The organism is Trinickia sp. EG282A (assembly GCF_040965455.1).
GTDB lineage: Bacteria > Pseudomonadota > Gammaproteobacteria > Burkholderiales > Burkholderiaceae > Trinickia > Trinickia symbiotica.
Genome location: NZ_JBFRCC010000001.1, coordinates 1 through 14,770 on the forward strand (window position 1 = coordinate 1; position 14,770 = coordinate 14,770).

11 protein-coding genes and 2 rRNA genes are annotated in these 14,770 nt (G+C 63.5%); 12 read left to right on the top strand and 1 reads right to left on the bottom strand.

All coding sequences use genetic code 11. The annotated features are described in order from the left end of the window. Both AB4Y31_RS00005 and rrf read left to right on the top strand, forming a co-directional pair. Nucleotides 1-111: ribosomal RNA gene (locus tag AB4Y31_RS00005) — 23S ribosomal RNA — on the top strand; the annotation flags it as partial. Nucleotides 112-298: 187 nt separating this feature from the next. Further along, nucleotides 299-411: ribosomal RNA gene (gene rrf / locus AB4Y31_RS00010) — 5S ribosomal RNA — on the top strand. Between the two features lie 103 nt (nt 412-514). Here rrf and AB4Y31_RS00015 read toward each other — a convergent pair. Next, entirely contained in the window at nt 515-1,714 is a 1,200-nt protein-coding gene (locus AB4Y31_RS00015; protein WP_368672166.1) for a M20 aminoacylase family protein, read from the bottom strand. A gap of 160 nt (nt 1,715-1,874) precedes the next feature. On the opposite strand from AB4Y31_RS00015, the gene AB4Y31_RS00020 reads away from it, so the two are divergent. The 10 genes from AB4Y31_RS00020 to mraY all read left to right on the top strand — a co-directional run bounded on the left by AB4Y31_RS00020 (nt 1,875) and on the right by mraY (nt 14,761). Then, entirely contained in the window at nt 1,875-3,953 is a 2,079-nt protein-coding gene (locus tag AB4Y31_RS00020; protein WP_368672167.1) for a molybdopterin-dependent oxidoreductase, read from the top strand. A gap of 133 nt (nt 3,954-4,086) precedes the next feature. Next, nucleotides 4,087-5,802 (top strand): long-chain fatty acid--CoA ligase, encoded by a 1,716-nt coding sequence (locus AB4Y31_RS00025; RefSeq protein WP_368672168.1) that lies wholly within the window; start codon nt 4,087-4,089, stop codon nt 5,800-5,802. Between the two features lie 170 nt (nt 5,803-5,972). Continuing rightward, nucleotides 5,973-6,599 carry a 2-polyprenyl-3-methyl-6-methoxy-1,4-benzoquinone monooxygenase gene (coq7, locus tag AB4Y31_RS00030; protein ID WP_368672169.1) on the top strand — a complete coding sequence of 209 codons (627 nt, stop codon included), beginning with the start codon at nt 5,973-5,975 and terminating at the stop codon, nt 6,597-6,599. Between the two features lie 385 nt (nt 6,600-6,984). Further along, the gene (gene mraZ, locus AB4Y31_RS00035) at nt 6,985-7,413 is read left to right on the top strand and encodes a division/cell wall cluster transcriptional repressor MraZ (protein ID WP_368673407.1); all 429 of its coding nucleotides are present in this window, start codon (nt 6,985-6,987) and stop codon (nt 7,411-7,413) included. Between the two features lie 25 nt (nt 7,414-7,438). Beyond that, nucleotides 7,439-8,380 carry a 16S rRNA (cytosine(1402)-N(4))-methyltransferase RsmH gene (rsmH, locus tag AB4Y31_RS00040; RefSeq protein ID WP_368672170.1) on the top strand — a complete coding sequence of 314 codons (942 nt, stop codon included), beginning with the start codon at nt 7,439-7,441 and terminating at the stop codon, nt 8,378-8,380. Continuing rightward, nucleotides 8,377-8,760 carry a cell division protein FtsL gene (gene ftsL, locus AB4Y31_RS00045; protein WP_368672171.1) on the top strand — a complete coding sequence of 128 codons (384 nt, stop codon included), beginning with the start codon at nt 8,377-8,379 and terminating at the stop codon, nt 8,758-8,760. The genes rsmH and ftsL overlap by 4 nt, the downstream gene beginning before the upstream one ends. Further along, a complete protein-coding gene (locus AB4Y31_RS00050) occupies nt 8,757-10,589 on the top strand; it encodes a peptidoglycan D,D-transpeptidase FtsI family protein (protein WP_368672172.1) in 1,833 nt (610 codons plus the stop codon). Before ftsL ends, AB4Y31_RS00050 begins: the two co-directional genes overlap by 4 nt. Further along, nucleotides 10,586-12,127, top strand: coding sequence for a UDP-N-acetylmuramoyl-L-alanyl-D-glutamate--2,6-diaminopimelate ligase (locus AB4Y31_RS00055; RefSeq protein WP_368672173.1), 1,542 nt, complete (start codon nt 10,586-10,588; stop codon nt 12,125-12,127). The genes AB4Y31_RS00050 and AB4Y31_RS00055 overlap by 4 nt, the downstream gene beginning before the upstream one ends. Then, a complete protein-coding gene (murF, locus tag AB4Y31_RS00060; protein WP_368672174.1) occupies nt 12,124-13,578 on the top strand; it encodes a UDP-N-acetylmuramoyl-tripeptide--D-alanyl-D-alanine ligase in 1,455 nt (484 codons plus the stop codon). The genes AB4Y31_RS00055 and murF overlap by 4 nt, the downstream gene beginning before the upstream one ends. A 13-nt stretch (nt 13,579-13,591) precedes the next feature. Then, nucleotides 13,592-14,761, top strand: a complete 1,170-nt coding sequence (gene mraY, locus AB4Y31_RS00065) for a phospho-N-acetylmuramoyl-pentapeptide-transferase (protein ID WP_018442629.1) — start codon at nt 13,592-13,594, stop codon at nt 14,759-14,761. Nucleotides 14,762-14,770: the final 9 nt, after the last annotated feature.

The window sequence follows — 14,770 nt, forward strand, 5'->3', positions numbered from 1 at the left end:
GCTTCGAGCCCCTTGAAGGGTCGTTCAAGACCAGGACGTTGATAGGTCGGGTGTGTACACGCAGTAATGCGCTGAGCTAACCGATACTAATTGCCCGTAAGGCTTGATCCTATAACCGGAGCGTTTTGAAAGGCGACCAGCGAGTGCTTGAGCACTGACTGGGAACCACCCCCGTAGGGGGTAAGCGCAGAAGGTTTGACTCGCGAATTAGTGCCGTAGTCACTACCCATTACTTCCCTTACTCCCCTTCTTCCCAGATTGGCTGTGCCGCCCACCCGCGACACGGCAACAAGTCATGCCTGATGATCATAGCGAGTTGGTACCACCCCTTCCCATCCCGAACAGGACCGTGAAACGACTCCACGCCGATGATAGTGCGGATCCCCGTGTGAAAGTAGGTAATCGTCAGGCTCCCCAACCCCATCAAACCCCCGCCAGCTCCCGCTCGCGGGGGTTTGTGCTTTTTGGACGTCGCGCAATCGGTGTAACGCAAGCAGCGCTACACCGATCGCCGTTACGCCTGAGTTGGCGCGAGGAAGCGCTGCGCCAGCCTTACCCAATAGGTCGACCCGATCGGCAGCAGCTCGTCGTTGAAGTCATAACTGGCGTTGTGAAGCATGCAGGGTCCTTCGCCATGACCTATCTCGCGATGAGCGCCGTCGCCGTTGCCGAGGAACGCGTAGCATCCCGGTTTCTCCAGCAGCATGAACGAAAAATCCTCCGCGCCCATCGTCGGCTCGACGGACGTATTGACGTTCTCCGCGCCGACGATCTCCCGCATGACTTCAGCCGCAAACCTCGCCTCTTCGGCACTATTGACGGTCGGCGGGTAATTGCGATGAAAGCTCACGTTGACCGAGCAGTCGAAGGCGGCAGCCGTCGCTTCCGCGATCTTGCGCATCCTGTCCTCGACCATATCGAGCGTCGCCATCGTGAATGTGCGAACCGTTCCGGCGAGCCACGCGTCGTCGGGGATGACATTGACGGCGTCGCCGGCATGTATTTGCGTCACCGACAGAACGGCCGTCTCGATCGGCTTCTTGTTTCTGGTAATGATGCTTTGAAGAGCACTGGCAATCTGCACGGCGGCAAACACCGGGTCGCGTCCGTTGTGCGGCATGGCCGCATGGGCACCGACTCCCTTGATGTCGATTCGGAATTCGTTGCTCGAGGCCATGATTGGACCTTCTTTGACACCGAACGTCCCCTGCGGCAATCCTGGCCAGTTGTGAATACCAAATACCGCATCAACAGGAAACTTCGAGAAAAGCCCGTCTTCGATCATCGCGCGGGCGCCGGCGCCCCCTTCCTCGGCGGGCTGAAAGATGAAGACGATCGTCCCATCGAACTCGCCCCGACTGGCGAGATATTGCGCCGCTCCGAGCAACATTGCGGTGTGCCCGTCGTGACCACAGGCATGCATTCTTCCGTTGTTTTGCGAGCGATGCTCGAACGTGTTCAGCTCATGGATCGGCAATGCGTCCATGTCGGCGCGCAGACCTACAGCACGCTGGCTCGTCCCGCGCTTCAGCACACCGACGACACCCGTTTTCCCCAAGCCCCGATGCACCTCGATACCCCATTGTTCGAGGCGTTGCGCAACCAGTTCCGCCGTGCGGACCTCCTCGTAGCGCAGTTCAGGATGGGCGTGGATCGTTCGTCGAATTGCCTGAATTTCGTCTCGTGCCGCGAGAACTTCGGGAATGAGCTTCATGATTGGGTTTGCCGACGGAGTATCGAAGATATATGACTGTCTGAGCCATTCTACGCCCAACCGGCAAGACGACGTTTTGGGCCGGAAGGGTGCCGCAAGCGGTTAGAATTTTGGCGTGGCCCGGCAACTTCGCCTGCCCGCTCAAAGATCTAACCCCACGATGAACGCCCCGACCGACTTCGCCCGTGCCGTTTGCCCGCATGACTGTCCCGATACCTGCGCAATGCGTGTGACCGTCAAGGACGGGGTGGCGGTGAAAGTCGTCGGCGACCCCGATCACCCGCCGACGCAGGGCGTGCTTTGCACGAAAGTCAGCCGCTATGCGGAGCGCGTTCATCACCGAGACCGCTTGACCGTGCCGATGAAGCGAATCGGGCGCAAAGGCGAAGGGCGGTTCGAGCCGATCGGCTGGGACGAAGCGTTTTCGATCGCGGCCGAAGGCCTCTCGAACACTGTGCGCCGGGAACCGGAAGCGCTGCTTCCTTACAGCTATGCGGGCACGATGGGCCTCGTGCAGGGCGAAAGCATCGCACAGCGTTTCTTTCACAAGCTCGGCGCGTCGCGGCTCGACCGGACGATCTGCTCGGCGGCCGGCGCGGCCGGTCTGAAGTATACGTATGGCGGCAGTCTCGGCATGCACGTCGAGTTCTTCGAGGAAAGCGAGCTCATTCTCATTTGGGGTGCGAACCCGATCGCCTCCAGCCTCCATTTCTGGACGCGCGCCCAAGAAGCGAAACGCCGCGGGGCGAGGCTGGTTGCCATCGATCCTTATCGATCGCTCACCGCCGAGAAGTGTCATCAGCACATCGCCTTGCGCCCGGGCACCGACGCGGCGTTCGCCCTCGGCATGATGAACGTGCTCATCGACGAAGACCTGCTCGATCACGCGTATATTGAAGCGCATACCTCCGGCTTCGAAGCGCTCGCGGAGCGGGCGCGCGCCTATCCGCCGGCACGCGTCGCCGAGATTTGCGGTATCGAAGAGCGCGAAATCGTCGATGTTGCGCGCCTTTACGGCAAGACTCGCAAGGCCGCGATTCGCCTGAACTACGGCATGCAACGCGTACGTGGGGGCGGCAACGCCACGCGCGCGATCGCTTGTCTCCCATCGCTTACCGGCGCGTGGCGAGACCGTGCGGGCGGCTTACTGCTCTCGTCGTCGAACTGGGCTCCGATCGATCATCAGGCGCTGCAGCGGCCCGATCTGCTGCCGGGCTGGCCGAACCGTCTGCCGCGCGTCGTCAATATGAATGCGATCGGCGACGCCTTGGTTCATCCGGGCGGCGGAAGCTTCGGCCCGAAAATCGAGGCACTCGTCGTCTACAACTCGAATCCCGTCGCCGTCGCTCCCGATTCGGAGCGTGTCGCGGCCGGCTTCGCGAGAGAAGACCTTTTCACCGTGGTGCTCGAGCACTTCCAAACGGACACCGCCGACTACGCCGATCTTCTGCTGCCTGCGACGATGCAGTTCGAGCACCTCGACGTCCACAAGTCCTATGGACACACCTACGTGATGGTCAATCGTCCGTTCATGGCCCCCATCGGCGAAGCGCGGTCGAATACCGAAATTTTTCGGGGAATCGCCCGGCGCATGGGCATCGACGAGCCAACGGTCTACGAGAGCGACGAAGCGGTGGCGCGGGTGTCGCTGCGTTGGGACGATCCGACGCTCGCTGGCATGAGCTGGGAGAAGCTCGCCGCGGCCGGCTGGGCGAAGCTGCGGCTGCCCGATGCGCCATTTGCCGAGGGGGGATTTCAGACGCCCACGGGCAAATGCGAGTTTGCGAGCACATTGCTCGCGGGCCTCGGCGCGGACCCCTTGCCCGACTACCTGCCGCCTTACGAATCGCCGGACGGTTCACCCGAACTCGCCTCACGCTACCCGCTCGCGATGATTTCGCCGCCTGCGCGCCACTTCCTCAATAGCAGCTTCGTGAACGTCGAAAGCCTTCGCGCAACCGAAAGCGAGCCTCATCTGGACATCCATCCCGCGGACGCGGCGCCGCGCGGAATCCATGAAGGCGACTATGTGCGCGTCCGTAACGACCGGGGCTCGCTGACTGCACGTGCCCGTGTCACCGAGCGCGCGCGCGAGGGTGTCGTCGTCGGACTATCAATCTGGTGGAAAAAGCTCTCCCCGGATGGTCGCAACGCCAACCAGGTCACCAGTCAGGCACTGACGGATCTCGGCGGATCGGCCACGTTCTACGATTGCCTCGTCGAGGTCGAACGCGTCTGAATGCGTATGTGGTTCGGCGCCTTGAATTGGAAGTCGAGGTCTAATCCAATTGTTCGATCGAGGGCGACCGGCTAGGATGCCGACTTCCGCACGATCATTCGAAATACATTCAAAAATCACGGGAGGGCGCCGCATGGAAAAAATCTGGCTCAAGTCTTATCCGCCCAGTGTCCCTGCGGAAATCGACGCGTCCGCTTATGCATCGGTCGGCGAACTGCTCGAAGAGAGTTTTCGCAATTACCGGGAAAGGCGCGCTTTTGTTTGCATGGGCAAGGCGATCACCTACGGCGAGCTCGACGATCTTTCGCGCAAGCTCGGCGCCTGGTTCCAATCGAAGGGGCTCGCCCGCGGCGCGCGGATCGCGCTGATGATGCCCAACGTGCTGCAATATCCGGTTGCCACCGCGGCGGTGTTGCGAGCGGGATATGTCGTCGTGAACGTCAATCCGCTCTATACGCCGCGCGAACTCGAGCACCAACTCAAGGATAGCGGCGCCGAGGCGATCGTCGTGCTCGAGAATTTTGCGGCGACGGTGCAGGCCGTCGTGCGCAACACGTCGGTCAAGCACGTCGTCGTTGCGGCGATGGGCGATCTGATGGGCGCGAAAGGCTTCATCGTCAATTTCGTCGTGCGCCGCGTGAAGAAGCTGGTCCCGGCCTGGAGCCTGCCGGGCCATGTGAAGTTCAACGATGCCGTAGCCGAAGGGGCCCGGCAAACGTTCGTGCCGGCCCGGCCGACGCATTCGGACCTCGCCTTCCTGCAATACACGGGCGGCACGACGGGCGTCGCCAAAGGCGCGATGCTCACGCACGGCAACGTCGTGGCGAACGTCTTGCAGTCCGCGGCCTGGCACGAGCCGGCGCATCCGAAAGGGGCCGAGGCGGAGCAGATCATCAACGTCGTCGCGCTGCCGCTTTATCACATCTATGCATTGACGGTCTGCTTTCTGTTGACGGTGCGCGGCGGCGGTCTCGGCATTCTCATTCCCAATCCCCGCGACATAGGCGGCATGATCAAGCAGCTGAAGGGCTACGCGATCAGCACGTTCCCGGCTGTGAACACGCTCTATAACGCTTTGCTCAACCATCCGGACTTCGGCCAGCTCGATTTCTCGAAGCTGAGGTGCGCGAACGCCGGCGGCATGGCCGTGCAGGAAGCGGTGGCGAGGCGCTGGTACGAGCGCACGGGCAAAGCGATCGTCGAAGGGTATGGCTTGTCGGAAACATCGCCGTCCGCGGTCTGCAATCCGGTTACGGCGACCGAATACAGCGGGGCCATCGGCGTACCGCTCCCTTCGACGGAAGTTTCGATCCGCGACGATGGCGGCAATCCCGTGCCGATGGGCGAGGCCGGCGAAGTCTGTATTCGCGGTCCTCAGGTCATGGCCGGCTACTGGAACCGGCCCGACGAGACGGCGAAAGTGATGACGGCCGACGGCTTCCTGAAGACCGGTGACATCGGCGTCATGGATGCGCGCGGATATTTCCGGATCGTCGATCGGAAGAAGGACATGATTCTCGTCTCGGGATTCAACGTGTATCCGAACGAAGTCGAAGATGTGGTCGCGAAGCATCCCGGCGTCTTCGAAGTGGCGGCCGTCGGCGTGCCCGATGTGCACTCCGGCGAGGCGGTGAAGCTTTTTGTCGTCAAGAAGGATCCCGCGCTCACCGAGGCGGACGTGTTGGCCTTCTGCAAGGAGCAGTTGACGGGCTATAAGCGCCCGAAATTCGTCGAGTTCCGCAACGAATTGCCCAAGACCAACGTCGGCAAGATCCTTCGGCGTGAACTCCGTGAAACGGCGGCCTCGGCTCCCGCGAAGGCGCCGCTCGCAACCGCGCGCAACGACTGACGCGGTAGCGACTAGACGCGACTGTCTGGCTTGCTCAACATCGTCTAAAATGCACGGTTAGCCGCCTTTTTGCCAGCAACTTCGCTTTGCGCCGATGCGGCCGCCTGTAGTCGCGGGGCGGACGTGCGTCGTGGAAGGGGGCGTTGGATGGCGGGGCAACGGAGAGATGCATGACGTTGGATGAGTTGATCACCGAATTGGATCGGGGCCTGCGCTCGATGGCGGGCGTGAGCCGGATGAGCCGCCCCGTTCCGTCGCCATCGGCCGAGGCCGGCACGGAAATGACGCTCGCCGAGCAGAACCACGCCGCCGGATTGATGCGAGTCAACCATGTCGGCGAAGTCTGCGCACAGGCGCTTTATCAGGCGCAAAAACTCGCCGCGCGCTCACCTGCGCTCAAGGCCGCATTCGATCGAGCTGCTCGCGAGGAGGAGGACCACCTTGCGTGGACCACGCACCGGCTCAAGCAGCTCGATTCGCGCCCGAGTCTCCTCAATCCGTTCTGGTACGCGGGCTCGCTTGCGATCGGCCTCGCGGCCGGGTGCCTCGGCGACAAAGTCAGCCTCGGATTCATGGCGGAGACCGAACGCCAGGTCGAGCATCATCTCGACGGGCATTTGTCGGCGCTGCCCGAGGCGGATGTCGAATCGCGCGCGATCGTTGAGCAGATGCGCGCCGACGAAACGGCGCACGCAAAGGCTGCAATGGACGCGGGCGGTGTCGATCTGCCGCGGCCTGTCCGCGCATTGATGCGGGTCGCGTCGAAGGTCATGACCCGTACCGCCTACTACGTGTGAACTGTCGTCCCGGCGGTGCGTCCGCGCATCGCTTCTCACTCGCTGTCACTGTTCGTCATCCGCTCATCCTTCCCTCGTTCGAGCCGCTTTCGCGCTTATCACCCCGGCGCTTGCCGCACGCTTCTCAGGTTTCACCTTCAGAACATGCAGTAGTTCATTCATTTATAACGTTTTTCGGTTTGAGCTCTATGTGAGGAAGGGCACGTAAGTCCTTGTTCTTTCAAACAAAATCGCTCGAAAAAACGGTGTTTCTCCCTTGACCCGCCTAGAGCGTTACTCTAAAGTGGGAGACAGTGTGAGAAAGTGTATTTTTGTGGATTGATCGGACCATTTCGGCTGAATTTCGAGAGCGGAGCGGGGCAGGGTGCCCCGAGGGGAAAAGGACGTGTTCCAAGGGGCGTCGGCGCTGACGCTCGATGCGAAAGGCCGTATGTCCGTGCCTTCTCGTTATCGCGAAGCGCTGCAAGGCGAGGCACAAGGACGGGTGACGCTGACGAAGCACCCGGACGGCTGCCTTTTGCTGTTTCCCCGCCCCGAATGGGAAGTCTTTCGCACGAAGATCGCCGCGCTGCCGATGGATGCGCATTGGTGGCGGCGGATTTTTCTCGGCAATGCGTCCGACGTCGATCTCGATAGCGCGGGCCGCATTCTTGTCTCTCCTGAATTGCGTATGGCCGCGGGGCTGGAAAAAGAAGTCATGTTGCTCGGCATGGGAAGCCACTTCGAACTGTGGGATGCGCAGACGTACGCGGCCAAGGAACAAACCGCGATGGCGCAGGGTATGCCGGAAGCGTTGAAGAATTTCACGTTCTGATCGCGGTTTATCGAAGGACGCTGCGATGGGAAACGAGCTGCGACACCAGACGGTGTTGCTCGAGGAAGCGGTAAATGCGCTCGTGACGCGCGCCGATGGCATTTATGTCGACGGCACGTTCGGGCGCGGCGGGCACAGTCGGGCGCTGTTGGCCAGGCTCGGTGCCGCCGGTCGGTTGATCGCGTTCGACAAAGACCCGCAGGCAATCGAGACGGCGCGCTCGATCGGCGATGGGCGTTTCGAGATCGTGCACGACAGCTTCGCCGCGCTTTCGTCCGCGCTTGCCGCTCGCGGTATCGCGCGGGTTTCGGGTGTATTGCTCGATCTCGGCGTGTCGTCGCCGCAGCTCGACGATCCGGAGCGGGGGTTCAGCTTTCGCGCCGACGGTCCGCTCGATATGCGGATGGACCCGACGCGTGGAGAATCGGCGGCCGAATGGCTCGCGCGAGCAACGCAGCAGGAACTGACGGAGGTGATACGAGATTATGGGGAAGAACGGTTTGCTGTTCAGATTGCAAAGGCGATTGTTGCTCGCCGGGCAGAGTCCGACCGTCTCGGGCCTCTCGTCAGCACGGGCGAGCTTGCCGAAATCGTGGCTCACGCCGTCAAGACACGTGAGAAGGGTAAGGATCCGGCAACCCGCACCTTTCAGGCTATACGGATTCACGTCAATCAAGAGCTTGCGGAGCTGCAAGTCGTTTTAGAGGCTGCATTGTCGGTGTTGGAGCAAGGGGGGCGGCTGGTGGTCATCAGCTTTCATTCGCTCGAGGATCGAATCGTGAAGCGATTCATGCAGGCGCACGCGAAAGCGCCTGCCGTCGACCGTCGCTTGCCGATTCGCGCCGCCGATCTGCCGAGTCCCCCGCTCAAAATCATCGAGCGCGTGTTTGCCGGCGCCGCTGAGGTCGAGGCCAACCCGCGAGCTCGTTCGGCCGTGATGCGCGTCGCGGAGCGCGTCGCGCCATGAGCCGTCTCAACATCCTTCTGTTGATCGTCCTTCTGGGTTGTGCGTTGTCCGTCGTCAACGCGACGAACCAGCAGCGGCGTCTTTTCGTCCAGCTGGAGCGCGCGCAGGCCGAGGAGCGTCAGCTTCAGCAGGACTACGCGCAACTGCAATACGAGCAGAGCGCGTTGTCGAAGACTTCGCGAATCGAAGGGCTCGCCTCCGATTCGCTCAAGATGCGCTCGGTCGCGAGCGGCAGCACCCAATATCTGACGCTTGGCGCCGGCGCAGCCGAGGCGCGCGATGCCGCGATCCCGACGGCTGCCAGCGCGCCGACCTTCGCCAATACGGCGCCTCGCGCGACGAAGCGCGCGGCGCCGACGAGCCGCGGAGGCGCCCGATGAAACTGCCGGGCAATCGCAAGAGCGTCACGTTTTCCGCCAGCCCCGTGCTTTCCGTGAGGCTGCCGATGTGGCGTTCCAAGCTCGTCGTGTTCCTGCTGTTCATGGCGTTCGTCGCGCTCGCCGGCCGTGCGTTCTGGATCCAGGGGCCCGGCAACGCGTTCTATCTGAAGCAGGGCGAGAGCCGCTATCAGCGCACGATCGAGCTCGCCGCCACGCGCGGCAAGATTCTCGATCGCAATGGGCTCGTGCTTGCGACGAGCCTACCCGTGCGCGCGATCTGGGCCATTCCCGAATCGGTGCCCGAAGACATCGATCCCGGTAAGCTCGCGGCGCTCGGATCGCTGCTAGGCTTGAGTCAGAAGGAGTTGCGCTCGAAGCTCTCCGGCGACAAGACGTTTGCTTACGTCAAGCGGCAGGTTCCCGTCGATGTCGCCGAGAAAGTCATCGCGCTCGACATTCCCGGTATTTATCAGCGGGACGAATACAAGCGCTTTTATCCTGAAGGTGAGATCACGGCGCACCTCGTCGGCTTCACGAACGTCGAGGACGAGGGTCAGGAGGGAATCGAGCTGGGCGACCAGAAGATCCTCTCGGGGATGCCCGGCATCCGCCATGTCATCAAGGACCGCATCGGCCGCATCGTCGAGGATGTCGACCAGCAGGTCCCGCCGCGCAACGGCAAGGACGTCGAGCTCTCGATCGACAGCAAGATCCAGTACATCGCCTACGCGAACCTGAAGGCGGCCGTCGAGAAGTCGAAGGCTAAGGCCGGAGCCGCAATGGTTATCGACGTGCGGACGGGCGAGGTGCTCGCGCTCGTCAACTATCCGACCTACAACCCGAACGATCGCTCGCACCTGACCGGCGAGCAGTTGCGCAACCGGATCCTGACCGACGTGTTCGAGCCCGGCTCGATCATGAAGCCGTTTACCGTCTCGCTCGCGCTCGACCTGCACCGCGTCACGCCGAACACGCTCGTCGACACAGGTAACGGCCACTTCACGCTCGACGGCGCGACGATCACTGACGATTCCGGCTTTGGCGTGCTGACGGTCGGCGGCGTGATCCAGAAGTCGAGCAACATCGGCGCGACGAAGATCGCCATGACGCTCAAGCCCGAGGAAATGTGGGATATGTATACGAGCATCGGCCTTGGCCAGCCGCCGAAGGTCGGTTTTCCCGGCGCTGCCGCGGGGCGGTTGCGCCCATGGAAAAGCTGGCGCCGCATCGAACAGGCGACGATGTCGTACGGTTATGGGCTTTCGGCATCGCTGTTCCAGCTCGCGCGCGCTTATACGGCGATCGCGCACGACGGCATGTTGCTGCCCGTCTCCATTTTCAGAGTCGATCCGACCCAGCCCGTGACCGGGCCGCAGATTTTTTCCCCGACGACGGCCCGCGAAGTGCGGGCGATGCTCGAATCGGTCGTGTCCGCGCAGGGTACATCGCCCGAGGCCGCGGTGCCCGGCTATCGCGTCGGCGGCAAGAGCGGCACGGCCTACAAACACGCGGGCCGCGGTTACGACCACTCGAAATATCGTGCCTCTTTCGTCGGGATGGCGCCGATGCCCAATCCGCGCATCGTCGTCGCTGTCTCGATCGATGAGCCGACCTCGGGCAGCCACTTCGGCGGCTATGTCTCCGGGCCCGTGTTTGCGTCGATCGTCGGCGATACGCTGCGCACCTTGAACGTGCCGCCCGATATGCCCGTCAAGCAGCTGGTCGTTTCCGACGATACGGCCAAGACGGCCACGATGGCGGCGGCGGCAGGTGGACGGCCGCTCGCCGTATCGGCGAATTCGCGCAACAATCCGGGAGTCGTCCGATGAGCGCGCCGGCCGAACGCCAAATCGCCGACGCGCTCGGCTGGCTGCGCGCGCACGTCGCGCAGGGTTCGCACCTGCATTCGGATACGCGGACGCTCGCCGCTGGGGACGCGTTCCTCGCATACGCCGTCGAGGGCGCCGACAATCGTGCCCATATCGCGCGAGCATTCGAATCCGGCGCGGCGGCCGCGCTCTATCAGCCGGAAGGCTTTACAGGCAACGTCGATGCGACGCGCATGCTCGCGGTGCCCGCGCTGAACGAATGGGCGGGCGAGATCGCGAGCCGCTGGTACGGTTCCCCCAGCGAGAGGCTCTTGACGGTGGGCGTGACGGGGACCAACGGCAAGACATCGTGCTCGCATTGGATCGCGGCGGCGCTGACCGCGCTCGACACGCCGTGCGCGCTGATCGGCACGCTCGGTACCGGGATGCCGGGTCATTTGGTACAGACGGGATTTACGACACCCGATGCGCCACAGCTCCAACGCAGTCTCGCCGAGCTTCTTGCCGGCGGTGCGCGCGCCGTGGCGATGGAGGTGTCGTCGCATGCGCTCCATCAGGGTCGGGTGAACGGAACCGCATTCGATATCGCCGTTTTTACGAATCTCACGCAGGATCACCTCGACTATCACCGGACCTTCGAGGCTTATGAAGCCGCGAAGGCTCGACTTTTCGACTGGCCCACGCTGCGTGCGGCCATCGTCAACCGCGACGACGCGGCCGGCCGCCGTTTGATCGCGCGCACGCAAGGGCGTGTCCGCACGATCGCCTATGGGATCGGCGCCGATAGCGCCGAAAAGGCCCTCGACGAACCGGGCGTCGACGCGCGGCTCATCGCGACGAATGTCCGCGCGACGGCGGCGGCCACGGCGTTTCATCTGTCGTCGGATTGGGGCGACACCGATGTCGAAGTCGGAACGCTCGGCGCATTCAACGTCAGCAATCTGCTCGCGGTCCTCGGCGCGCTGCTCGCGGCCGACGTGCCGCTTGCCGATGCGCTGGTCCAGCTCGCCAAGCTGGAGCCCGTCAACGGACGCATGCAGCGGCTCGGCGGCCGGCCGGCGAGCGACGAGCCGCTCATCGTCGTCGACTATGCGCATACGCCCGACGCGCTCGAGAAAACGCTCGAGGCGCTGCGGCCGATCGCCGAGGCGCGCGGCGGCAAGCTCGTCTGTATGTTCGGCTGCGGCGGCGATCGCGATGCGACGAAGCGCCCCTTAATGGGCGCGATCGCCGAGCGGCTTGCCGACGTGGTCGTCGTGACGAGCGACAACCCGCGCAGCGAGAAGCCCCAGTCGATCATCGAGCAGATCGTCGCCGGCATGCGCGACGCGAGCCGCGCGCGCGCCATCGAGGATCGCGCGAACGCGATCTTGCAAACGGTGCGCGGTGCGGCGCGCGAGGACGTCGTCGTGCTGGCCGGCAAGGGGCACGAAGCAACACAGGAAATCATGGGCAAGAAGCGCGCTTTCTCCGATCAGGACCACGCACGGCTCGCACTCGCGGCCCGGGCGACACACGCGCGCGGAGGCGGCGAATGACGATGCTGACGCTGACCGAAGCAGCGCGTCTCATTCCCGACGCTACGATCGTGGGCAACGGTGCAGCCGCGTTCGAACGCATTTGCACCGATAGTCGCACGGCCGGCCCCGGCGACTTATTCGTCGCTTTGAGAGGCGAGCGCTTCGACGCGCACGACTTTCTTGCCGACGTCGCCGCGCGCGGCGTATCGGCCGTCCTCGCGGCGCGCATCCCCTCGTCCGATTGGAACCTGCCGACGATCGTCGCATCCGACACCCGCGCGGCACTGGCGGACCTCGCGCGCGGCTGGCGCCGGCGCTTCCCGATCCCACTCGTGGCGGTGACGGGCAGCAACGGGAAGACGACGGTGAAGGAGATGATCGCGTCGATCTTCGCGGCGGCGGTGGGCGCGAACGACCGCCTCGCGACGGCCGGCAACTTCAACAACGATATCGGGCTGCCGCTCACGCTCTTGCGCCTGAACGCTACGCACAAGCTCGCCGTCGTCGAGCTCGGGATGAATCATCCCGGCGAAACGGATACGCTCGCGAAGATCGCCGAGCCGACGATCGCGCTCGTCAATAACGCGCAGCGCGAGCACCAGGAATTCATGGAGACGGTCGAAGCCGTCGCGCTCGAGCATGCAAGCGTGATTCATGCGCTCGGCCCGGACGGCATTGCTGTGTTTCCCGCCGACGATGCTTATGCGGGGATCTGGCGTGTCGCGGCGACGGGCAACCGGATCGTCGATTTCGCGCTGCTGACGGCCGGTGAGGCGCAACCCGCGCATGCCGCCGCCGTCACCGGTGAATTCGCCGGCAACCGTTTGCGAGTGCGCACGCCGGCCGGCGAGTTCGAAGCGGCGCTGCAGGTGCTGGGCGCGCACAACGTGCGCAACGCGCTCGCGGCGACATCGGCGGCGTTGGCGGCCGGCGTCGCGCTCGATGCGATTCGTCGAGGCCTGGAGGCGTTCTCTCCTGTCAAAGGCCGGCTGCAGGTGAAGCGTGCCGTTTCGGGCTCGCTTGCCGGCGCGACCGTCATCGACGACACCTACAACGCGAATCCCGATTCGATGCGCGCGGCGATCGACGTGCTAGCCGCCGGACCGGCGCCGCGCGTGCTCGTGATGGGCGATATGGGCGAGGTCGGGGATCACGGGCCGGCGTTTCATCGCGAGATCGGCGCCTACGCGCGCGAGCGCGGCATCGATGCGCTCTTTGGGCTCGGCGACGCGACGCGCGACGCCTGCGCGGCTTTCGAGGTCGGCGCTGCCGCCGCGCAGGCCTCGGCGCGGCGAGCGCGCCATTTCGACGAAGTGGCCGCGTTGATCGACGCGTTGCGGCAGGCCGGCTTCGACGAGAGCGCGACGTTGCTCGTGAAGGGGTCGCGCTTCATGCGCATGGAGCGCGTCGTCGATGCATTGACTCAATTACAACCGAATGTGCCGGGCGCCGAGCCCGGTACGCACTGAGAGAAGGACGAGCATGCTGCTGGTGTTGGCGCAATGGCTGCAGAACGACGCAAGCTTTTTGCGCGTGTTCAACTATCTGACGTTTCGCGCGGTGGCGGCAACGATCACCGCGCTTTTGATCGGGCTCGTCTGTGGCCCGTGGGTCATTCGCAAGCTCACTGCGATGAAGGTCGGCCAGGCGGTACGGACGAATGGGCCGCAGTCACACCTGGTCAAGTCCGGCACGCCGACGATGGGGGGCGTGCTGATCCTCATCGGCATTGCGGTGTCGACGTTGCTTTGGGCCGACCTCACGAATCGCTTCATCTGGATCGTGATGCTCGTGACCTTCGGCTTCGGCGTGATCGGCTGGGTCGACGACTACCGCAAGGTCGTCTACAAGGATCCGCGCGGGATGTCCTCGCGCGAAAAGTATTTCTGGCAATCGGTGATCGGGCTCTTCGCGGCGGTCTACCTCGCATTCAGCGTTTCTGAGGCGAGCAATGTGCGCGTCTTCGATCTGTTCATGGCGTGGGTGCGAAGCGGGCTTTCGATGGGATTGCCGGCGAAGGCGGACCTGTTGTTGCCGTTTCTGAAGTCGGTCACCTATCCGCTCGGCGTATGGGGTTTCATCGCGCTCACGTACTTCGTCATCGTCGGCGCGAGCAACGCGGTCAACCTGACGGACGGTCTCGACGGCCTCGTCATCATGCCGGTCGTGCTCGTCGGCGCTTCGCTCGGCGTGTTCGCCTACGTGATGGGCAGCTCCGTTTACTCGAAGTATCTGCTGTTCCCGCACATCCCGGGCGCGGGCGAGTTGATGGTCTACTGCTCCGCAATGGGCGGCGCGGGGCTCGCCTTCCTCTGGTACAACACGCACCCCGCGCAGGTCTTCATGGGCGACGTCGGCGCGCTGGCCCTGGGCGGTGCGCTCGGCACCGTCGCCGTGATCGTGCGACAGGAGATCGTGCTGTTCATCATGGGCGGCATTTTCGTTGCCGAGACGCTGTCCGTGATGCTGCAAGTGACGTGGTTCAAGTTTACGAAGCGTCGATACGGCGAAGGGCGGCGCATCTTCAAGATGGCGCCGCTGCATCACCATTTCGAGCTCTCCGGATGGAAGGAGACCCAGGTCGTCGTGCGCTTCTGGATCGTGACGTTGATGCTGTGCCTGTTCGGACTCTCCACTCTCAAGTTGCGTTGATAGGAAGGA